This window comes from Burkholderia sp. 567 (assembly GCF_040545115.1).
Taxonomy (GTDB): Bacteria; Pseudomonadota; Gammaproteobacteria; order Burkholderiales; family Burkholderiaceae; genus Burkholderia; species Burkholderia ambifaria.
In genome coordinates, this window is record NZ_JBEPLG010000016.1 from 115,962 (window position 1) to 136,833 (window position 20,872).

17 protein-coding genes are annotated in these 20,872 nt (G+C 67.6%); 12 read left to right on the top strand and 5 right to left on the bottom strand.

Annotated features, from left to right (window positions below):
- The first annotated feature begins 7 nt into the window (after nucleotides 1–7).
- The 5 genes from ABIC50_RS32355 to ABIC50_RS32375 all read left to right on the top strand — a co-directional run bounded on the left by ABIC50_RS32355 (nucleotide 8) and on the right by ABIC50_RS32375 (nucleotide 5,508).
- On the top strand, nucleotides 8–946 hold the full coding sequence (locus ABIC50_RS32355; protein ID WP_011659808.1) for an ABC transporter permease subunit: 939 nt from the start codon (nucleotides 8–10) through the stop codon (nucleotides 944–946).
- A 13-nt stretch (nucleotides 947–959) separates the two neighbouring features.
- A complete protein-coding gene (locus ABIC50_RS32360) occupies nucleotides 960–1,862 on the top strand; it encodes an ABC transporter permease (protein WP_011659807.1) in 903 nt (300 codons plus the stop codon).
- 1 nt (nucleotide 1,863) lies between these two features.
- Nucleotides 1,864–2,856 carry an ABC transporter ATP-binding protein gene (locus tag ABIC50_RS32365; protein WP_354168823.1) on the top strand — a complete coding sequence of 331 codons (993 nt, stop codon included), beginning with the start codon at nucleotides 1,864–1,866 and terminating at the stop codon, nucleotides 2,854–2,856.
- Nucleotides 2,853–3,875 carry an ABC transporter ATP-binding protein gene (locus ABIC50_RS32370; RefSeq protein ID WP_212061362.1) on the top strand — a complete coding sequence of 341 codons (1,023 nt, stop codon included), beginning with the start codon at nucleotides 2,853–2,855 and terminating at the stop codon, nucleotides 3,873–3,875. Before ABIC50_RS32365 ends, ABIC50_RS32370 begins: the two co-directional genes overlap by 4 nt.
- A gap of 160 nt (nucleotides 3,876–4,035) precedes the next feature.
- Complete coding sequence (locus ABIC50_RS32375) at nucleotides 4,036–5,508, top strand: OprD family outer membrane porin (RefSeq protein WP_354168825.1); 1,473 nt, start codon at nucleotides 4,036–4,038, stop codon at nucleotides 5,506–5,508.
- 67 nt (nucleotides 5,509–5,575) lie between these two features.
- Here the strand turns inward: ABIC50_RS32375 and ABIC50_RS32380 are convergent, their stop codons facing one another.
- The 3 genes from ABIC50_RS32380 to ABIC50_RS32390 all read right to left on the bottom strand — a co-directional run bounded on the left by ABIC50_RS32380 (nucleotide 5,576) and on the right by ABIC50_RS32390 (nucleotide 9,562).
- A complete protein-coding gene (locus tag ABIC50_RS32380; protein WP_354168827.1) occupies nucleotides 5,576–6,568 on the bottom strand; it encodes a DedA family protein/thiosulfate sulfurtransferase GlpE in 993 nt (330 codons plus the stop codon).
- Nucleotides 6,569–6,731: 163 nt separating this feature from the next.
- Nucleotides 6,732–7,001 (bottom strand): hypothetical protein, encoded by a 270-nt coding sequence (locus tag ABIC50_RS32385; RefSeq protein WP_175703278.1) that lies wholly within the window; start codon nucleotides 6,999–7,001, stop codon nucleotides 6,732–6,734.
- A gap of 239 nt (nucleotides 7,002–7,240) precedes the next feature.
- Nucleotides 7,241–9,562: a phosphocholine-specific phospholipase C gene (locus ABIC50_RS32390; RefSeq protein WP_354168829.1), complete on the bottom strand. Its 2,322-nt coding sequence runs from the start codon at nucleotides 9,560–9,562 to the stop codon at nucleotides 7,241–7,243.
- A gap of 533 nt (nucleotides 9,563–10,095) precedes the next feature.
- Between ABIC50_RS32390 and ABIC50_RS32395 the strand changes: the two genes are divergently transcribed.
- Nucleotides 10,096–10,596, top strand: coding sequence for a GNAT family N-acetyltransferase (locus ABIC50_RS32395; RefSeq protein WP_105784677.1), 501 nt, complete (start codon nucleotides 10,096–10,098; stop codon nucleotides 10,594–10,596).
- Between the two features lie 333 nt (nucleotides 10,597–10,929).
- A complete protein-coding gene (locus ABIC50_RS32400; protein WP_354168831.1) occupies nucleotides 10,930–12,531 on the top strand; it encodes a thioredoxin family protein in 1,602 nt (533 codons plus the stop codon).
- 39 nt (nucleotides 12,532–12,570) lie between these two features.
- On the opposite strand, the gene ABIC50_RS32405 is transcribed toward ABIC50_RS32400, so the two are convergent.
- Both ABIC50_RS32405 and ABIC50_RS32410 read right to left on the bottom strand, forming a co-directional pair.
- The gene (locus tag ABIC50_RS32405; RefSeq protein ID WP_105784755.1) at nucleotides 12,571–12,822 is read right to left on the bottom strand and encodes a DUF4148 domain-containing protein; all 252 of its coding nucleotides are present in this window, start codon (nucleotides 12,820–12,822) and stop codon (nucleotides 12,571–12,573) included.
- A gap of 466 nt (nucleotides 12,823–13,288) precedes the next feature.
- Complete coding sequence (locus ABIC50_RS32410; RefSeq protein WP_011659798.1) at nucleotides 13,289–14,692, bottom strand: GntP family permease; 1,404 nt, start codon at nucleotides 14,690–14,692, stop codon at nucleotides 13,289–13,291.
- A 325-nt stretch (nucleotides 14,693–15,017) separates the two neighbouring features.
- Here ABIC50_RS32410 and ABIC50_RS32415 point away from each other — a divergent pair, with 325 nt between their 5' ends.
- The 5 genes from ABIC50_RS32415 (at nucleotide 15,018) to ABIC50_RS32435 (ending at nucleotide 20,783) form a co-directional block, all read left to right on the top strand.
- The gene (locus ABIC50_RS32415) at nucleotides 15,018–16,559 is read left to right on the top strand and encodes a sigma-54 interaction domain-containing protein (protein WP_354168833.1); all 1,542 of its coding nucleotides are present in this window, start codon (nucleotides 15,018–15,020) and stop codon (nucleotides 16,557–16,559) included.
- A 21-nt stretch (nucleotides 16,560–16,580) separates the two neighbouring features.
- On the top strand, nucleotides 16,581–17,108 hold the full coding sequence (locus ABIC50_RS32420) for a BON domain-containing protein (protein ID WP_354168834.1): 528 nt from the start codon (nucleotides 16,581–16,583) through the stop codon (nucleotides 17,106–17,108).
- Between the two features lie 61 nt (nucleotides 17,109–17,169).
- Entirely contained in the window at nucleotides 17,170–17,454 is a 285-nt protein-coding gene (locus ABIC50_RS32425; protein ID WP_012367057.1) for a hypothetical protein, read from the top strand.
- 103 nt (nucleotides 17,455–17,557) lie between these two features.
- Complete coding sequence (locus ABIC50_RS32430) at nucleotides 17,558–17,854, top strand: H-NS histone family protein (protein ID WP_011659794.1); 297 nt, start codon at nucleotides 17,558–17,560, stop codon at nucleotides 17,852–17,854.
- 571 nt (nucleotides 17,855–18,425) lie between these two features.
- The gene (locus tag ABIC50_RS32435; RefSeq protein WP_354168836.1) at nucleotides 18,426–20,783 is read left to right on the top strand and encodes a GNAT family N-acetyltransferase; all 2,358 of its coding nucleotides are present in this window, start codon (nucleotides 18,426–18,428) and stop codon (nucleotides 20,781–20,783) included.
- Nucleotides 20,784–20,872: the final 89 nt, after the last annotated feature.

Genomic DNA, 20,872 nt, shown 5'->3' on the forward strand with positions numbered 1-20,872 from the left:
AGCGATCATGCTGGCCTACGCATTGAGACGCACGTTGTGGGCGGTGCCGACGATTCTCGCCGTCATCACCGTCTGCTACCTGCTGCTGCATTTCACGCCCGGCGGCCCGTTCGATACGGAGAAGCAGCTGTCCGTGGCGACGCTCGCGAACCTGAACGCGAAGTATCACCTCGACGAGCCGCTGTGGAAGCAGTACCTGCTGTATCTCGGCTCGCTGCTGCGCGGCGATCTCGGCCCGTCGTTCCGCTACGTCGACTGGTCGGTGAACGATCTCGTGAAGAAGGCGCTGCCCGTGAGTCTCGGCGTGGGCGGCGTGTCGATCCCGGTCTCGATCGTGTTCGGCGTGCTGCTCGGTACCGTCGCGGCCGTGCGCCGCGACAGCGTGATCGACCGCTTCGTGATGCTGCTCGGCAACTTCGGCAACGTCGTGCCGCCGTTCGTGCTCGGCCCGGTGCTGGTGTGGATCTTCGCGATCCTGCTGAAGACGTCGGCCGGCAACGGCTGGCTGCCGGCCGGTGGCTGGGGCGACGGCGGCTGGCAGTACCGGCTGCTGCCGATCGTGCTGCTGACCTTCATCAACGTGTCGCTGCTCGCGCGTGTGATGCGCGGCTCGATGATCGAGACGCTGTCGAGCAACTACATCCGCACCGCGCGCGCGAAGGGCCTGCCGGGCTCGACGATCGTGCTGCGCCACGCGCTCAAGCCCGCGCTGATGCCGGTCGTGTCGCTGTTCGGCACGGTCTGCATCACGTCGATCACGGCGGCCGTCGTCACCGAATCGGTGTTCGCGCTGCCGGGGCTCGGGCAGCTCGTCGTGAACGGCGCGATCAACCGCGACTACACGCTGGTGCTCGGCCTCGTCGTGCTGACGACCGTGTTTGCAGTGCTGTTCAACCTGCTGGTCGACCTCGCGTACGCGTGGCTCGATCCGCGCATCCGTTATTGAGCGAGGCACTGCGATGACCCCGACTACTCCCGTCGTCAGTCTGCCCGTGCAGACCGACTCGCCGCCGCGTTCGCGCTCGCCGCTCGCGCTCGCGTTCGCGCGCTTCCTTCACAACCGCGCGGCCCTGTTCAGCCTTGTGCTGCTCGCGCTGATCACGCTCGCGTGCTTCGCCGGCCCGTGGCTGCTCGCGGCCGATCCCGCGACGAGCGACTGGGCGTCGATCAGCCTGCCGCCGACGTTTGCCAACCAGCACTGGTTCGGCACCGACGAACTCGGCCGCGACCTGCTCGTGCGCACGCTGATCGGCGGGCGCGTGTCGATCGAGGTCGGCCTGCTCGGCACGCTGGTGTCCGGCCTGTTCGGCGTCGCGTGGGGCGCGACCGCCGGCTTCGCGGGCGGCCGCGTCGACTCCGTGATGATGCGCATCGTCGACATGATGTACGCGATCCCGTACCTGCTGATCGCGATCCTGATGATGACCCTGTTCGGCCGCTCGTTCTTGCTGGTCGTGCTGACCATCAGCGCGTTCTCGTGGATCGACATGGCGCGCGTCGTGCGCGGCCAGACGCTGTCGCTGCGCAACCGCGAGTTCGTCGATGCGGCGCGCGCGATCGGCGTGTCGCCGGCATCGATCGTGCGGCGCCACATCGTGCCGAACCTGCTCGGCGTGGTCGTCGTGTACGCGACGGTCTCGGTGCCGAACATCGTGCTGACCGAATCGGTGCTGTCGTTCCTCGGCCTCGGCGTGCAGGAACCGATGACGAGCTGGGGCGTGCTGATCCAGGACGGCGCGCAGAAACTGGAATCGATGCCGTGGCTCCTGCTGGCACCGGCCGTCATGCTGTGCGTGACGCTTTACTGCGTGAACTTCGTTGGCGACGGCCTGCGTGACGCGCTCGACCCGAAGGATCGCTGAGATGGCCTCACTACTTGAAGTCGACAACCTCGGCGTGCGCTTCACGCGCAAGGACGCACCGCCCGTCGACGCCGTGAGCGGCGTGTCGTTCTCGCTCGAGGCCGGCAAGACGCTCGGCATCGTCGGCGAATCGGGCTCGGGCAAGAGCCAGACCGTGATGGCGCTGCTCGGCCTGCTGGCCGGCAACGGCACGACGACGGGCACGGCGCGTTATCGCGGCGACAACCTGCTCGAGATGGACACGCGCGCGCTGAACGCGGTGCGCGGCGACCGGATCGCGATGATCTTCCAGGATCCGATGACGTCGCTCAATCCGTTCCTGACGATCGAGCGGCAGATGACCGAGACGCTGCAGCTGCATCGCAAGCTGTCGCGCAAGGACGCGACCCGGCGCGCGATCGAGGCGCTCGAGTCGGTGCGCATTCCGGATGCGGCACGCCGCATCCGCATGTATCCGCACGAGTTCTCCGGCGGCATGCGGCAGCGCGTGATGATCGCGATGGCGCTGCTGTCCGAGCCGGAAATCCTGATCGCCGACGAGCCGACCACCGCGCTCGACGTGACCGTGCAGGCGCAGATCATCGACCTGCTGCGCGAGCTGAACCGCGAGCGCGGCACCGCGATCGTGCTGATCACGCACGACATGGGCGTGGTCGCGGGCCTCGCGGACGACGTGATGGTCATGTATGCGGGCCGCACCGTCGAATACGCGCCGGCCGATTCGATCTTCGCGGCGCCGTCGCATCCATACACGATCGGCCTGCTCAACGCGCTGCCGCGCCTGACCGACGCGGACGATGCACCGCTCGTCGCGATTCCCGGCAATCCGCCGATGCCCGGCACCGCGCCGGCCGGCTGCGCGTTCGCGAAACGCTGCACGTATGCGGAGGAGCGCTGCGGTGCGGCGCGCCCCGTGCTCGAAACCTATGGCGCGGCGGGGGCGGTGCGCGCATGCCACCGGCCGCTGGCCGATCTGGCGGGAGGTCTGCGATGAGCGTCGAAGCACGCCGCAATACCGGCGCGACGGGCGACACGCTGCTGTCCGTCGAGGATCTGAAGGTGCATTTCCGCGTGCCGCTCGGCGGCTATCCGTGGTCGCCGAAGGGCACGCTGCGCGCGGTCGACGGCGTGTCGTTCGACGTGAAGCGCGGCGAGACGGTCGGGCTCGTCGGCGAGTCGGGCTGCGGGAAGTCGACGCTCGCGCGCGCGCTGATCGGCCTCGTGCCGATGACGGCCGGCACGGTGCGCTGGCGCGGCGATGCCGTCGCGCCCGATCACCTGCGCGGCACCGCGATGCGCCGCGAAGTCCAGATGATCTTCCAGGATCCGCTCGCGTCGCTCGATCCGCGCATGACGATCGAGCAGATCGTCGCGGAGCCGCTCGTCACGCACCACGCGGGCCTCGGCCGCACCGAAGTGCGCCGCCGCGTGATCACGATGCTCGAGCGCGTCGGCCTGAATGCGCATCACCTGCTGCGCTATCCCCACGAATTTTCCGGCGGGCAGTGCCAGCGCGTCGGCATCGCGCGTGCGCTGATCAGCGAGCCGCAGCTCGTGATCTGCGACGAACCCGTCTCGGCGCTCGACGTGTCGATCCAGGCGCAGATCGTGAACCTGCTGCGCGATCTGCAGCGCGACCTGTCGTTGTCCTATCTGTTCGTCGCGCACGATCTGGCGGTGGTGAAGGCCATCAGCCAGCGCGTGCTCGTGATGTATCTCGGCCGCGTGATGGAGTTCGGCACGCGGCATGACGTGTATGGCGTGCCGCAGCACCCGTACACGAAGGCGCTGCTCGATGCGGCGCCGACGCCGGAGCCGGCGCGCGAGCGTGCTCGCCGTCCGATGCTGCTGGCGGGCGAGATGCCGTCGCCGCTCAACCCGCCGTCCGGCTGCGCGTTTCGCACGCGCTGCCCGGTCGCGATCGACGCGTGCGCGCAGGACGTGCCGCTGCCGGAAGTGCGGCACGGCTCGGCGGCGCGTGTCGCGTGCATCCGGGCGGGCGTGGCGGCGTGAAGTAACGCAGCAAACATAACCAGGCAGGTCAACAGGGGTAGGGTGCGGCGCGAACGACCGTCGCGCCGCGGGTAAAGGCGCGTCCTTAACCGGGCTCGCCGGGGGGCTGGAAGCGGATCGCAACCGGCGTGGACGACATCAACACAAGACGAGAATGACGATGAAAAAGCAAAAGACGATCGGGACGGCATCGAAGATGCTGCTTGCATGGGGCTTGCCGGCGCTCGCGGGCGTGTCGCTGACCGGCGTCGCGCATGCCGACGACGCGGCCCCCGCACCGCTGACGGTCGCGCAGGCCGCGCCGGCGGCCGGCGCGAGCTCGACCGTTGCGCAGGCAACGACCCCGAACGCCGTGATCAACGCCGAAGCGACCCAGGCCGTCACGCCGCCGGACGAGCCGTCGGCCCAGTCGAAGTCGAAGGGCTTCATTGCCGACAGCCATCTCGACTTCCTGTTCCGCAACTATTCCGACGTGCTCGACAGCAAGGGCGGCCCGCACCGCCACGCGTGGGTGCAGGGCGCGATGGCGAACTTCGAGTCGGGCTTTACGACGGGCTTGATCGGGATCGGTTTCGACGCGTCGCTGTATGCGGCGCTGAAGCTCGACGGCGGCCAGGGCGCCGGCAGCATGGTGCACATCGCGAAGGGCGGCGGTGGCGGCAACCAGCTCGCGTGGGCGTACCCGGGCATCTACGACATCAAGGCGCGCATTTCGAACACGGTGGTCAAGTACGGTCTGCAAGCCGTCGACAACCCGTTCATGGAGCAGCACGACAACCGCGCGCTGCCGCCGACGTTCCTCGGCGCGACGATCGTCAGCAACGAATTCAAGAACGTGATGCTCGAGGCCGGCAGCTTCACGAAGACCGACGCACGCGGCCATACGACGCTCACGAACCTCACGACGCAATACGGCGGCACGCGCATCAACCGCCTGACGTACGTCGGCGGCACGTGGGACTACTCGCCGAACGGCGAAGTCGCGCTGTACGCGAACCAGGCCGACGACGTGTGGCACCAGTACTACGCGTCGGTGAAGCACAGCATCGGCAGCACGCAGACGATCAAGTGGACGGGCTTCGGCAACGTCTACTCGACGCACGACACCGGCGACGCGCTGCAGGGCAAGATCGACAACAACGCCTACAGCCTGTCGCTGGCCGCGCAGCACGGCCCGCACGAGCTGCTGCTCGGCTTCCAGCAGGTGCTCGGCGATCAGTTCTTCGACTACCTGAACGAAACCAACGGTATCTTCCTGACCAACTCGATGGACGTCGACTACAACGCGCCGCACGAAAAGTCGCTGCAGCTGCGTTACACGTTCTACGGCAAGGAAGCGGGCCTGCCGGGCTTCAAGGCGATGGTCTGGGGCGTGACGGGCTGGGGTGCGGACGGCAGCGCGGGCGCGGCGAACGATCCGAGCAAGTCGAGCATCTACTGGAGCAACGGCGCGCCGGTGCAGGGCCGTCACCACGAGTTCGGCTTCATCCCGTCGTACACGTTCCAGAGCGGCAAGCTGAAGGACACGAAGGTCACGTTCATCGCGATGTGGCACAACGGTTCCGCGCACTACTCGGACGCGACGAACACCGAGTATCGCCTGGTCGTGAACGTGCCGCTGCACGCGTTCTGATCGAAGGGGGATGCAACGTCCCCCGCGGTATTTCCCGTCTTGCGCGGCCGGCCTGCGGTCAGTTCGATCAGGCCGGCTTGTGCAAACCCGCCACCGGATCGTTCGCGGCCGGTACCTCTTCCACCAGCGACGTGACCTGGCGGCCGGTGTCGCGCCACGCATCGAGGCCGCCGCGCAGCGGCAGCGCATCGGTGAAACCCGCGTCGAGCAGGCGCTTGGCCATCAGCGCGGCCGTCACTTCGTTCGGGCACGAGCAATACACGACGAACTTCTGCGTGAGCGGATAGCGCGAGACGATGTCGTCGATGCGCCGCTCGTCCGCGAACTGCGCGCCGGGAATCGTGAACGGGTCGAGCTTGCGATGCTCGGGCGAACGCACGTCGAGCACCACGGGCGCCGACGCGTCGCCCAGCAGGCGGTCGAGCTCGTCGACCCCGATCCGCGCGCTCGCGAGCTGACGGATCAGCGCGCGGCGGCGCATCCAGCGCACGGCCGCATAGATCGCCAGCAGCGCGACGATCACCAGCAGCACCGCGCGGCCGAGCCGGCTCGCGCCGGCGAACAGCCAGTCGATCTGCCGGTAGAACACGAGCCCGGCGACCAGCCCGACGATCGTCCACAGCGCGGCGCCGAGCGCATCGTAGCCGGCGAACGTGCGATAGCGCGTGCCGAGCGCGCCGGCCATCGGCACCGACACGAGCGACAGCCCCGGGATGAAGCGGGCGACCGCGAGCACGCGCACGCCGTAGCGGCCGAAGAAACGTTCGGTCTTCTTCACGCAGGTATCGCGCGACAGCGACAGCCGGCAGATCGTCTTCAGCGTCGTGCCGCCGTAGCGCCGCCCGGCGACGTACCACACGGTGTCGCCGATCAGCGCGCCGAGCACCGACAGCGCCAGCACCGTCACGAGCTGCGAGCCGATCATCGCCGGATGCATCGCGGCCATCGCGCCGAACAGCACGAGCGTCGGCATCGCCGGCACGGGCAGGCCGATGGCCGCCGCAAGTACGTTGGCGAACACGAGAAGCGGCCCGTATTGGGCGACGAGGTCACGGAGCATGACGGCTGGCCGAAAAGGAAGCGCGTGGGGAGACTACACAGATGGGCCGATTATCGGCCATTTTCAACCGTGCGTCGGGGAATGACGGAAAGCGCCTGACGGCGGCAGGGAGATGCGGGCAGAACGGTGAGCCGATGCGTTGCACACGGCTCACCGTCGGACTTCAGGAAGGAGTGCGGGCGAGCGACGCGGCGCCGTGGTTTTCGCCGGGCAGCTCGGCGCCGTGCGAGCGGATCGCCGCGATCAGTTCGGCCGGCGTGATCTCGTAGCGGACCTCGCGGTGAATGCCGGGCTTGCGTTCGTCGATCTCGATCAGCAGCACGGTCTTGCCGTCGCTGGTCGATTCGAGCCTGAGCGAGCGGAGTTCGCGGCCGTCGGCCGGGTCGTGTTCGGTGAGCAGGGTCATTGCCCCGGATGAGCCGGTAGTGCGCATCGAACCTATCCTCGTGTCGTGTGTGTGCCAGATTGGCGAAGATGTCGTTGTTGAATGCAGCTTGACGAAGTTTAACGCGAACGGGCCGCAACACGGAGCATTTTCGTGGGCGCGAAAAGAGGGTTGTACCACCCATCCTTCTGATGTTTGAGGCCCGCCGGGCGGGCGTTTCAGCCGGATCGGGGCGCGCCGCGCCCGGCGCCCGGCCGGGGAATCGGGCCGGGCGGGCGCGGCAGCCGTCAGAAGCGGTCGGCGAGCCCCATCGCCGGGTCGCTGACCGAGTGGCGGCCCGTTTCGACGCGGCCGGCCACGCGGCGCGAGAAGCTCGCGTCGCTGTCGGCGGTGACGACGAAGTCGTACCAGTGGCCGGTCGAGTCGAGCTTCCAGTGCAGTTCCGACTGGCTGCCGGCGTGCACCGTGACGGTCCATGTCGTGCCGGCGCGGTTGTCGTTCTCGTTGCCGTGGCGGTGATCGTCGTTCGCGCCGCGGCCGGACAGCGCGCCGTACACCTCGTTTGACTTCACCGTGAAGCGCACGGGGCTGCCGCCGTCGTTGCGCAGCCGCAGATGCAGGTTGCCGCTCGCGCCCGCATAGCCGACCCGGATCTCCGGGTGCGGCGCCCGGCCGCCGGCCAGCCGGGCCAGGTCGCCGGTGAAGCGGCGGTGATAGCCGTTCGGGCCGAGCACCCACAGGTCATATTTGCCGCTGTCGTCGGCCAGCGCCGCCCAGTCGCCGCGCAGCGCCTTGCCCGGCTCGACGACGTAGCGGCGCGGCACGCGGTCGAGGTGCAGCTTGTCGTAGACGTGGAACACCGCCGCCGCGCGACCGGTGTTCGCGAACTTCAGCGTGACGGTGCCCTTGCCGGCATCGACCTGCGCGCTCGCATGCAGCTCGTACGGCAGCGCGCGCGACGGGCGCACGCCGGTGGCCTGCGCGGGCAGCGACGGCGTGGCCGGCGGCGTGATCTTCGGCGCGGCCTGCTGCGCGGCGCTCAGTGCGTCCACCTGGCTTTTCGTCGTGCGGCCCGCGAGCGTCGGCAGCGGTTCGTTGTTCGGCGTGCGGAAGTTGAACGCGCTCGTCAGGTCGCCGCACACCGCGCGACGATACGCGCTGATCTGCGGCTCGACCACGCCGAAGCGCTTCTCGAGGAAAAGCAGCGTCGACGTATGGTCGAACACCTGCGAGTTGACCCAGCCGCCGCGGCTCCACGGCGACACGACCCACATCGGCACGCGCGGGCCCGGACCGTACGGACGGCCGTCGGCCGCGGGCTGACTCGACGTGGCCGGCGCGAAGTCGTGATACTCGACGCCGACGTCGGCGGCCGCGAGCGTATGGCCGCCCGCGAGCGAGCCGTCCGCGTTGCGCGACGGCACGGCCGGCGACGGCATGTGGTCGAAGAAGCCGTCGTTCTCGTCGTAGTTGATCAGCAGCACGGTCTTGCTCCACACGTCCGGGTTCGCGGTCAGCGCGTCGAGCACCGCCTGCACGTACCACGCGCCCTGCGCGGGGCTCGATGGCCCAGGATGTTCGCTGTACACGGAAGGCGGGATGATCCACGACACCTCGGGCAGCGTGCCGTTGCGGATGTCGTCACGGAACGTTTCGAGGAAGCCATGCGGCATCGTGTTGCCGAAGCCCTTCGCGAGCGGGCTCAACGGATCGTCGATCGCCGGATCGTAGAAGGCGCCGGCCGCCGTCACCGGCTGGGTGATGTCCGTCGACGCGACATACGCGGGCCGGCGTGCGGCCGGCATCTGCTCGATGGCCGCGCGCCAGTGGCGGAAGCTCATCATCTCGTTGCAGCCGAAGTTGTCGATCAGGCTCTGGTAGACCTTCCAGTTCACGCCGGCCTGCTGCAGCCGGTCCGCGTAGGTCGTCCATGTCCAGCCCTGGCTCGACGGGCCGATGTCGTTGCCGCCGTTGAACTGGTTGTTCAGCGCGGCGAGCTTCACGCGACTGCCGTCGGCCGGGCTGATGCCGTTCGGACCGTTGGTGCCGCTCCAGTAGAACAGCCGGTTCGCGATCGTGCCCGTGTGCATCCCGCAGTGGTAGTGATCGCACAGCGTGAACGCGTCGGCGAGCGCGCGCTGGAACGGCACTTCGGCCGCGTCGTAATAGCCCATCGACAGCGGTGTTTTCGCGTCGGGCCAGCGGTTCATCCGGCCGTGGTCCCATGCGGCCTGAGAGTCGGCCCACGTATGCGGCGTGCCGCCCGCGCGCTGTGCGTTGCCCTGGTTCGCATCGAGGTGGTACGGCGTGATGGTCGTCGCGGGCGTCGCTTTCGTGTAGGTCTGGTGGAACACGTTGCGGCCGTTCGGCGACGGCACCGCGAAGCGGTCGCCGTAACCGCGCACGCCCTTGAAGGTGCCGAAGTAGCCGTCGAACCCGCGGTTTTCCATCATCAGCAGCACGACGTGCTTGACGTCCTTGATGGTCCCCGTTTCGTGAAACGCGGGAATCGCGAGCGCGCGGCGGATGCTCGGCGGAAACGCGGAGAGCGCGGCGGCGGCGAGGCCGGAAGTCGCGGTTTGCTGAAGAAATTTGCGGCGTGACGTCATGGCGTTCTGAGCCTGTGATGATGGGAGCGTTCGTGACTTCGTCTGGTTGCGCCCGTGCGTCGTCCCCCCTTCCGGGACGGCTGGCGATGCGTGTGCGTGTCGGCGCGTCGGCCGTTGTCGCGATCCTGCGCACCGCACGCTCGTGATGCGCGGGGCAGGATCTCGGCCCACGCGTGCCCGGCGAGTGCCGGGCGGGGCGGCGCCCAGTCTAGGGAGCGCAGATGACGTCGACGTGATGCGCGGATGACACGCGATGACGTGCGGTGAGGATGATGGTTAGGTTGCGAGCGCAACTAATCGGTGGCGCCGCCGCGAAGATGCCGGAATGGTCTTAAATTGCCGATTTCCGTGGGAGAGGGTGGTCATAAATTACCGATTTTGTTAGGTCGTAGCGATGTGGTGTGGTTGTGCATGCAACGGAATCGCGTTGCTCTGTGACCATGTTTCATTCGTGTGAAATCGGATAAGCTCGATGCGTTGTTGCGTTCGCGCGGCAACGTGCCCCGGCCCGATACTTTCGACTCTACCCAGTCATGACCGATATCACGATCCGGCACAGCGAGACGCACGACGTCGACGCGATCCGGCAAATCGTCGCGCACCCCGCGGTGTACATGAACACGCTCCAGCAACCGTTTCCGTCGCACGAGAAATGGCAGCAGCGACTCGAACGCCTGCACGAACAGGGCGTGAGCCTCGTCGCCGAACTCGACGGCGCGGTGGTCGGCCATCTCGCGCTGCATCCGGAGCAGAATCCGCGCCGGCGTCATGCGGCGTCGCTCGGGATGATGGTCGACGCGTCGCATCACGGTCGCGGCATCGGCGGCCGGCTGCTGGCCGCCGCCATCGAACTCGCCGAAAACTGGCTGAACGTCACGCGCCTTGAATTGACCGTATTCGTCGACAACCCGGCGGCTATCGCGCTGTATGAAAAGCACGGGTTCCGGATCGAGGGAGAGGCGCCGGACTACGCGCTGCGCGACGGCGCGTATGCGTCGGTGTATCAGATGGCGCGGATCAAAGGGCGGCAGTGATGGAGGCGTGCACGCAGCGCGGTGCATCGTTGCGCCCACGGCGATGCCCCATGTCATATTCATTCGAGAATTCGTTCGTTTTCAACCGGCCGTGTGAATCGTATCGTCGAGCGATTTGCCGATCGCGGCTTTTTGCTTCGATGCCTGCACGACGCGCGCGGCCGGGTCCGGCATGCGCGGTGTCATCCGTCGATGCCCTTCGTTGTTTCGTCGTTTCGCCGTGTTTTCGCCTCGCCGCTTCGCACGCATGGGCCGGCCGTCGCTGACGTGCCGCCTCCGACCGTCGCGCGACGCCGCTTCCCGCAACCGTCTCTTTCAACGGAACCCGTCTCGATGAAAACCGTTCTCCGCAGCCTGACTGCCGCCTGCCTGTTCGCCGCCGCGAGCGCGGCGTTCGCCAACCCCGCGCCGCAGGGCGCTGCCGTGTCGAGTCCTTCGGGCGACGGCGCGCATCTGCCGCCCGGCATCGCGTGGCAGCAGGGCGACGTCGATGCCGCGTTCGCGCTGGCGAAGCGCACCGGCAAGCCGCTGCTGCTGTACTGGGGAGCGGTGTGGTGCCCGTCGTGCAACCAGGTGAAGTCGACGATCTTCAGCCAGCAGGCGTTCAAGACCCGCTCGTCGTTCTTCGTGCCGGTGTATCTGGACGGCGATACCGAAAGCGCGCAGAAGCTCGGCGAGCGCTTCAAGGTGCACGGCTATCCGACGATGATCCTGTTCCGCCCGGACGGCACCGAAGTGACGCGGCTGCCGGGCGAAGCCGATCTCGATCGCTACATGCAGGCGCTGTCGCTCGGGATGACGGCCACGCACCCGGTGCGGCAGACGCTCTCGACCGCGCTGAACAACGGTGCGTCGCTGACGGCGGACGAATGGCGTCTGCTCGCCGACTATTCATGGGACACCGACGGCGCGCTGCCGGTGCAGCCCGATCGTGTCGCGGTGACGCTGCAGACGCTGTCGCAGCGTGCGCGTGCAGCCGGCGCGAAGGCGGACGCCGCGCGATTCGCGCTGAAGTCGGCGGTGGTCGCGGCCTCGGACGATCCCGCGCAGGCCGGCGCGCTCGACAAGGCCGCGCTCGCCGATGCGCTGCGCGCGGTGCTGCGCGAGCCGGCGCTGGCGCGGGCCGATTCGGATGTGCTCGTCGCGGCGCCGGCGCGCGTGGTCGCCTACCTCGGCGGCGATGCCGCGCAGCGCGCGAAGCTGCGCGGCGCATACGACGCGGCGCTTGCGCGCCTATCGACGGACACGACGCTGTCGTCGATCGACCGCCTGATGGCGCTGCACGGCCGCGTCCTGCTCGTGCGCGGCGACGCGCACGATGGCGCGCCGCTCCCCGCACCGGCGCCGGCGCTGGTCGATGCCGCACGCAAGCAGATCGCGGCATCGGTGCAGGGCGCCGCGAATCCGTACGAGCGGCAGGCGCTCGTCAGCGAAGGGGCGGACACGTTGACCGACGCAGGGCTGTACGACGAATCAGATGTCTTGCTGAAGGCCGAGTTGCCGCGTTCGGCGACGCCGTACTACTTCATGTCCGGACTGGCCGCGAATGCGAAGGCGCGCGGCGACAAGGCCGCGGCGCTCGACTGGTACCGGAAGGCGTACGACTCGGTGAGCGGACCGGCGACGAAACTGCGCTGGGGCGCGACCTACTTCGCGAATGCGGTCGCGCTGGCGCCGGACGATTCGGCGCGGATCGAGGCGATCGCCGCGAGCGTGCTCGCGCAGGCCGGGAAGACACGCGATGCGTTTTATGGGGCGAACCTGCGCGCGCTGACCAAGGTCGTCACGCAGCTGAACCGCTGGCGCGGCGGCGGCGCGCACGATGCGTCGGTCAGGTCGGTCGTGAAACAGTTCGATGGGGTATGCGCGAAGCTGCCGGCGGGCGACCCGCAGGCAGCGGCATGCGCGAAATTGATTCAGCCGGTGAAGGCGTAACGGTGGCGGTCGGGCGGGTTGGGGAAGTGGAGGCCGCGATTACTGGCTCGACTCCGACGCCGCGCCGCGATCGCTGCCATACCCGGCACTCTGCTCGCGGGCGATCTTCGCTTCGGCGGAAACGATGCTGGCCGGATAGAACCAGTCGCTCGGCTGGAAGCCGGCTTGCTTGAGCGCTTTCACTTCGGCGTGGACCTGCGCGCGCGTGAGCGGCGGGTTCGACTGCGCGTGCGCGGCGAGCGGGGCCGATACGGCCAGGGCGATGGCAACTGCGTGAATCAGGCGCTTCATGATCGAGACCTCCATGTTTCCGACGGGGCGGCCGGCGTTCGTTCGACGAAGCGGCTGCGGTTGAAAACAGTGTAGGCCTGGCCACGCGCGGGAAAAATGCGATCGCTCCCAATGCAGTGTTCTGCTGTTGGTAACAATGGGAGTGGGAGCAGGAGTGGCGGATGGCGGATGGCGGCGCGTGGCGCGTGGCGGGTGCTGAGGCGTGCGAGCCGTCCGGGCCATGCCGCGGCGTGGCGTTGGGCGGTTCCGGTCGGTCGGGGAGCGGATCGGCGGAGGCGAATTCCAGGCGATTCGCCCCGGTTTGCATGCGGCCTATCGGGAAGGTGCCACGTGATGGACGTCGCGCTGCGCTGCCTGTTGCGGCGATGCAGGGCGATCGAGCGGGTGCGGGGGAAAGGAGCGTCGGCCGCGTCGATGCGGCCGACCGAAGTGCGGCGGCGTGTGGAACGCCGCCCGATGCACAGCGTTACACGAGGCCCGTCGTGTAGTACACGGCGATCACGAAGAACACCGCGAGCGTCTTGATGATGGTGACCGCGAAGATGTCGCGATACGACTGGCGGTGCGTGAGGCCCGTGACCGCGAGCAGCGTGATGACCGCGCCGTTGTGCGGCAGCGTGTCCATGCCGCCGCTGGCCATCGCGACGACCCGGTGCAGCACGTCCAGCGGAATGTTGGCCGCCTGCGCGCCCTTGATGAACAGGTCCGACATCGCGGCAAGCGCGATGCTCATGCCGCCCGACGCCGAACCGGTGATGCCGGCGAGCGAGCTGACCGATACGGCCGCGTTCACGAGCGGGTTCGGAATGCTCTTCAGCGCATCGCTGACGACGAGGAAGCCCGGCAACGCGGCGATCACGCCGCCGAAACCGTATTCCGACGCGGTGTTCATCGCGGCGAGCAGTGCGCCGGCGACGGCGGCCTTCGAGCCGTCCGCGAAGCGGCCGCTCACGCGCTTGAACGCGGTCAGGATGACCAGCACGATGCCGAGCAGCAGCGCGGCCTCGACCGACCAGATCGCGACGACCGTCTTGATCGACGTCGTGACCGGCGCGTGCACGCCGGGCAGCACGTCCGGCGCGACCGTGTACGACGCGGCGCCGTACCACTGCGGGATCAGCTTCGTGAACGCGAAGTTCGACACGCCGACGAGAATCAGCGGCAGGATCGCCAGCGCCGGATGCGGGAGGGACTTCGCTTCGACGCGTTCCGGTTCGTTGACAAGCGACGTGCCGTAGCCTTCACCCTTCGCCATCGCCGAACGGCGGCGCCATTCCAGGTACGTGAGGCCGACGACGACGATGAACAGCGAGCCGATCGTGCCGAGCACGGGCGCGGCCCAGGCAGTCGTCTTGAAGAACGTGGTCGGGATGATGTTCTGGATCTGCGGCGTGCCGGGCAGCGAGTCCATCGTGAACGAGAACGCGCCGAGCGCGATCGCGCCGGGCATCAACCGTTTCGGAATGTTGCTCTGGCGATAGAGTTCGGCCGCGAACGGATACACCGCGAACACCACGACGAACAGCGACACGCCGCCATAGGTGAGCAGCGCGCACACCGCGACGATCACCGCATTCGCACGCGAGCGGCCGATGTAGCGGATCGCCGCATGGACGATCGACTCGGAGAACCCGGACAGTTCGATCACCTTGCCGAACACGGCGCCGAGCATGAACACCGGGAAATAGAGTTTGACGAAGCCGACCATCTTCTCCATGAAGATGCCGGAGAAGACCGGTGCGACGGCGGCGGGGTCGGTCAGCAGGACCGCGCCGAGCGCGGCGATCGGCGCGAACAGGATCACGCTGTAGCCGCGATACGCGGCGAACATCAGGAACGCCAGCGCGGCGAGGACGATCACGAAAGACAAGGGAGTCTCCTAATTGCTTGGAATGGCTTTGGTTGTTGTTCGATCGCGGGACGCGCCGCGGACCGGGACGGTTCGTGCAGGTTTCGTGCCATCGGCCGGATTGCGCCGCCGGACATGGGTCCGGCGCAGGCCGGCGGGCCCGCGCCGGCCAATGTCTGAAGATTCTACATAAAACGTCTCCAACCGGAGACGATCTAGCCATCCGGACAACCCGTCGAATCGGTCGGGGCTTTCCCTGACAAGGCATTCCGGCGTGTCTCTGAAATGAGATACTTCGTCTCGTTCCGGAGACATCCGGCCAAGCATATGCGGAGACGGCGACACGATGATGAACGACTGGGTCCGCCTGCCTGTCAATTACGGCGACGTGCTGCGGCGCGCCGCCGAGTCGCTGTTTCGTACGTTCGAGGATTCGAGCGCGGGCACGGTGGTCGTCGATCGCGACGCGCGCGTCGTGTGGATGAACGAGCGTTATGCGGCGCGTTTCGGATTCGCAGATCCGCAGCAGGCGGTCGGCCTCGACTGCGAGGCGGTGATTCCGAACAGCCTGATGCGCGAGGTCGTGTCGACCGGACAACCGATCCTGCTCGACATCATGGAGACGGGCCGCGAGCCGCTCGTCGTCACGCGCCTGCCGTTGAAGAACGAGGCGGGCGAGACGGTCGGCGCGATCGGCTTCGCGCTGTTCGACCAGTTGAAGACGCTCACGCCGATCTTTTCCCGCTACGCGCAGCTTCAGCAGCAGTTGATCGCGACGCAGCGGTCGCTCGCGCAGGCGCGCCGAGCGAAATACACGTTCGCGAGCTTCGTCGGCACGAGCGCCGCGAGCCTCGAAACCAAGCGGCAGGCGCGGCGCGCGGCGCAGGTCGATTCGCCGGTGCTGCTGCTCGGCGAGACGGGCACCGGCAAGGAACTGCTCGCGCATGCGATCCACGCGGCGTCGGCGCGCGCGCTCCAGCCGCTCGTGACCGTCAACGTCGCGGCGATTCCCGACACGCTGCTCGAAACCGAATTCTTCGGCGCGGCCCCGGGTGCGTATACCGGCGCCGATCGCAAGGGGCGCGTCGGCAAGTTCGAGCTGGCCGATCGTGGCACGCTGTTTCTCGACGAGATCGGCGACATGCCGCTGCCGCTGCAGGGCAAGCTGCTGCGCGTATTGCAGGACAAGGAGTTCGAGCCGGTCGGCTCGAACCGGATCGTGCGCGCGGATGTGCGGATCATCGCCGCGACGTCGGCCGACCTGCCCGCGCTGGTCGAGGCCGGCCGCTTTCGCGCGGATCTCTATTACCGGCTCAACGTGTTGACGATTCACGCGCCGCCGCTGCGCGAGCGCGCGTCCGACATCGCGGCGCTCGTCTACGCGACACTGGAGGAACTGGCCGCGCAGCACGGCCGCGCCGCACACTGCGAACTGACCGACGATGCGCTGCGCGTGCTGTGCGCGTACCCGTGGCCGGGCAATGTGCGCGAGCTGCGCAACACGCTCGAGCGTGCGCTGATGCTGTCGGATCGCTCGGTGATCGACGCGCGTGCGCTCGCGCCGTTCCTCGGGCCGGTGCGCGTGGCGCCCGACAGCGTGCCGGCGGGCGCGCGGGTCGCGCCGTCGTCGGCCGGCCGCGATGCGGGCGATGCATCGGTTGCGCCTGGTGCACCTGGTGCGCCGGTCGTTTCGTATACCGATGCATTGGCCGCGTGGGAGCGCCAGTTCCTGATCGATGCGCTGGCCGCTTGCGACGGCAAGGTGGTGGAAGCGGCCGCGCGCATTGGCATCGGTCGGGCGACGCTCTACAAGAAACTGGCGGCGCTGGGCATCGACCGATGGCACGCGTCGGCGGATGCGCGCGGACATGAGGAACGGCACCGGTGAAGTGCCCGACAGGAGACAACGATGAAGCGAAGCGGCATCGCCGGATGGCTGGCCGTACTGGCGGCGACGTCCGCGTTCGCGCAGTCGAGTGACGCGGATGCACCCGCGGCACGGCGCAACTGGTACAACGATCCGTTCATCGTGCTGTCGCGGGATTTCGCCGAATGCCCGCTGCCGCTCGGCCCGTGGATGACGCGCGCCGAGATGGAAGACGACGCGCACTACCGGGTCGAGCGCGGGACCACCTGCTGGCTCGCCCACCGCTGCACGAAACCGAATTCCTATATGTATGACGCGCCGATCGCCGCGGCGGCCAAAACGCATTTCGCGGGCACCGATCGTCTGCATGGCACGAGCCTGTGGATCACCGTGCAACGGCGCTTCATCTACGTCGAAGGGTGTGCCGATCCGGCATTCGATCGGCAGGCGCTCGCGCGCGAACTTGGCGCGCTTCCCGACGTCGAGCAGGTATTCGTTCGCATCACCGACGATCCGCGCCGGGCCGTGCCGTACAAGACGCGCGGACGCCCCGAGCGGACACCTGACTGAACGCGGTGCGACAGTGCATGGCATACTCGCGACATTCAAAAATAGGTTGACGGAAACAACAATGAAACACATGCTTGCGGCGGTCTGTCGGTGGCCTCGAACGCATTGGTGTCGGGCCGGATTGTTGGCCCTTGTTGCGGGGCTGGGCGGGTGCGGCGGCGGGGCGCCACTGTTTACTTCGGACGGACGCCCCACTACGCAGGTGCAGTGCACCGGCGGCGACTGGAGCAATTGCACGGACAACGCGCGAGCCCTCTGCAATGGAGAATTCGATGTCATCCAGCGATCGACCGATGACGCCGTGCGAAATCTTCTCTTCGCATGCAAGAAGAAAAGCGGTTATTGATCCCGTCATGACCGGCTGAGGAAATCATGATCGGGTGAAGCGCTTTTCTATTCGCTTGGAGTCGGCTATTTTTCATGAATAACACTCACGGAGTCCCATCCATATGGCGACCTACAGGCAACTGACTGCGCAGCTCGAAAAACTTCAGCAAAAGATCGACAAGGAACGCGAAAAGGCGATTGCCGATGCGATTGCCGCCATTCGGGCGAAAATCGAGGAGTTCGACATTACGGCGGAGGAGCTCGGTTTCCTTCCGATGGGCGCCGCCGCTGCCGCGAAGCCGAAGCGTCCGTTGCCGCCGAAGTACCTGAACCCGAAGACGGGCGAAACGTGGAGCGGCCGAGGGCGTGCGCCGGCGTGGCTCGGCAAGAACCGCGCGCGTTTCCTGATCAAGGACTGACTCCCGAAAATCCTCACCTTTCGTGCGTTGACTGACGGTGCGAACGGCCATGCGGCCGTCGCACCGTTTTGTTTTTGGGTCGCCGCAATGCGATTCGGGGCCGCGAATCGAACGGCAATGTCGTGCGATTAACGGATACCTTTTTGCGAATTCGCTGCGATTCGCGCGGATATCGCCACGATTTCCCGTAAACAACCGCGCAATGACGCGGCATGCGCGCATCGGCATGCTCGATTTTCGCGGTGCTGACGTACGGCCGATTGCCTTCACCTCTCGCGTATTGACACGCTGCGCCGTCCTATTCCCGAACTTGCTCACCATGGCTCCTGTAAATCCTCACCTTTGAAGCGGCGACCGGATGACCGCATCGTGTCGCCGTCGCTCGTTGCGTCGTGCGAAGGCGTCGGTCACCGGCTCATGTTGCGGGCATTGATGCGCATCGCACAGTCGGCCGTTCGGCATATAGGCAGCCGCATCGGGTTCGCCTATGCTTGGAGTTCGCGTCGGCCGGCACGTGGCTATCTGTTCCGTGTACCGGTCGAATCGTCGTTCGTTACCGCAGGGAGCCGATGTGACCGTCCGCCATCTCGATGCGTTGTTCCAGCCCAGGTCCGTCGCCGTCGTCGGTGCATCGTCGCGCGCCGGCAGTATCGGTGCGATGGTGTGGGCGCGCGTGCTCGACGGTGCGTTCGACGGGCCCGTGTGGCCCGTCAATCCGAAGTACCGTGAACTGAACGGGCATGCGGTGGTGGCCGATGTCGACCGCCTGCCCGCGCCGCCATCGGTCGCCGTGATCTGCACGCCGCCTGCCACGTGGGCCGGCATCGTGCGCAAGCTCGGCGAACTCGGCACGCGCGTCGCGGTGATCGTCGGCGAAGCGCGCACCGACGCCGATCGCACGGCACTCGATCGCACGCTCAAGGCCGCGAAGCCGTTCGTGCTCCGTATCGTCGGGCCCGGCAGTCTCGGCGTGCTGTCGCCCGCGCGGCATGCGCATTTCGGCGCGCCGGCCTATACGGCGCGATCGGGCGGCGTCGCCTGGGTGTCGCAATCGAACGCGCTGACGAACGCGGTACTGGGCTGGGCCGATGCGCGAGGCCTCGGCTTTTCGCATGTCGTCGCGCTGGGCAGCGAGGCCGACGTCGACGCGGGCGATGTGCTCGACTACCTTGCCAGCGATCCTGGCACGCGCGCGATCCTGCTCGAGCTCGATACCGTATGTGCCGCGCGCAAGTTCATGTCGGCAGCGCGCGCGGCGGCGCGCAACAAGCCGGTGCTCGCGCTGCGCACCGGGCGCGCCGATCCCGGCGATGCGCTTTACACGGCGGCGTTCCAGCGTGCGGGGATGGTGCGCGTCGATGCGCTCGACGATCTGCTCGACGAGATCGAGACGCTCGGCGTCGGTCGCGTCACCGCGCGTGGCGCGGCGACGCTCGTGACGAGCGACGCGGGCGTCGCGAAGCTTGCGGGCGATGCGGTCTCGGAGGTGCGCGACGTGCTGGCCGACTGGCCGGCAGCGGCGACGTCGGCGGTAGCGGCCGCGCTGCCGCATCTCGCCGGGCCGGGCAATCCGCTGATGCTCGGCGACGATGCGCGTCCCGAGCATTTCGGCGCCGCCGTCGAGGCGCTCGCGCCGTTTCCGCAAACGGGCGCGCTGTTCGTCGTGCATTCGACGTCCCACAGCGCGCCGGCCGACGCGGTCGCGCGCACGCTGATCGAATCGCGGCAATACGCATATCGCGGCATCCTCGCGTGCTTCTTCGGTGCCGTTGACGCTGCGACGCGCGACGCCCTGCACGCGAACGGGATCCCGGTGTACACCACGCCGCAGCGGCTTGCGCGCGCATACGCGCGGCTGGTCGACTACAACCTCGGGCGGCAGTTGCTGATGCAGACGCCCGAGGGCACACCACTGCAGCCGCTCGAGTGCGTCGCGTCCGCGCAGGCCGACGCTCGCCGAATGGTCGACGCCGGTGAGCATGAACTGGCCGGCGAAGCCGCGCTGCGCTGGCTCGCTCACTTCGGGATGCACGGTGAGCCGGCCGACGCGTCGGCGGCCGCCCGAGTCGTCGACATCACGGTCGACATGTACGACGATTCGAACTTCGGTCCGGTGTTCCGCTATGCCGTGCCGCCGGCGGACGGCGTATCGGCGCCATTCATCGTGTACGGGCTGCCGCCGCTGAATACGGTGCTCGCCCGCGCGGCGATGGAGCGCTCGCCCTACGCGCGCCGTGCGCCCGTCGAACCCACGCTCGATGCGCTGACGGCGCTGTCGCAGGTTGTTTGCGACGTGCGCGAGGTCGTCGCGATGTCGATCACGCTGCGCGTGCTGTCCGACCGCGCATACATCATCGCGCCGCGCCTCACGCTGGCGGCGGGGCGCAGCCGGCTCGCGATCATGCCGTATCCGCGTCATCTCGAGCAGACGCTCGAATGGCGCGGCGAGACCGTGACGATTCGTCCGATCCGTCCGGAAGACGAGGAGGCGCACAACGAGTTGCTCGGCGCGATGACACCGGACGATTTGCGAATGCGGTTCTTCGGTGCGGTGCGCAGCTTCGATCATTCGCAAGTCGCGCGCATGACGCAGATCGACTACGACCGTGAGATGGCTTTCATCGTGTCGTTTACCGACGTGTCGGGTCGGTCGCACACGCTCGCGGTGGCGCGCGCGGTCGCCGATCCCGACAACGAGACGGCCGAGTTCGCGATTGCCGTGCGGCCCGATCAGAAGGGCAAGGGCCTCGGGCGGCTGATGATGACCCGCATCATCGACTATGCGCGATCGCGCGGCACCGCATGGATGATCGGCGAGGCGCTGCGCGAGAACACCGCGATGATTTCGCTGGCGAAGTCATGCGGTTTCGCGGTGTCGACGACGGAGGAACCCGGCGTGGTCGGGTTCAGGATGAAGCTGCAATCGTAGTCGCGTGGGCGAGGGTGCGCGAACGTGCGGCGATAGCGTGCGCCGTCGACGCGGAACGCATGATGTGGCGTTGTGGCGTTGTGGCGTGA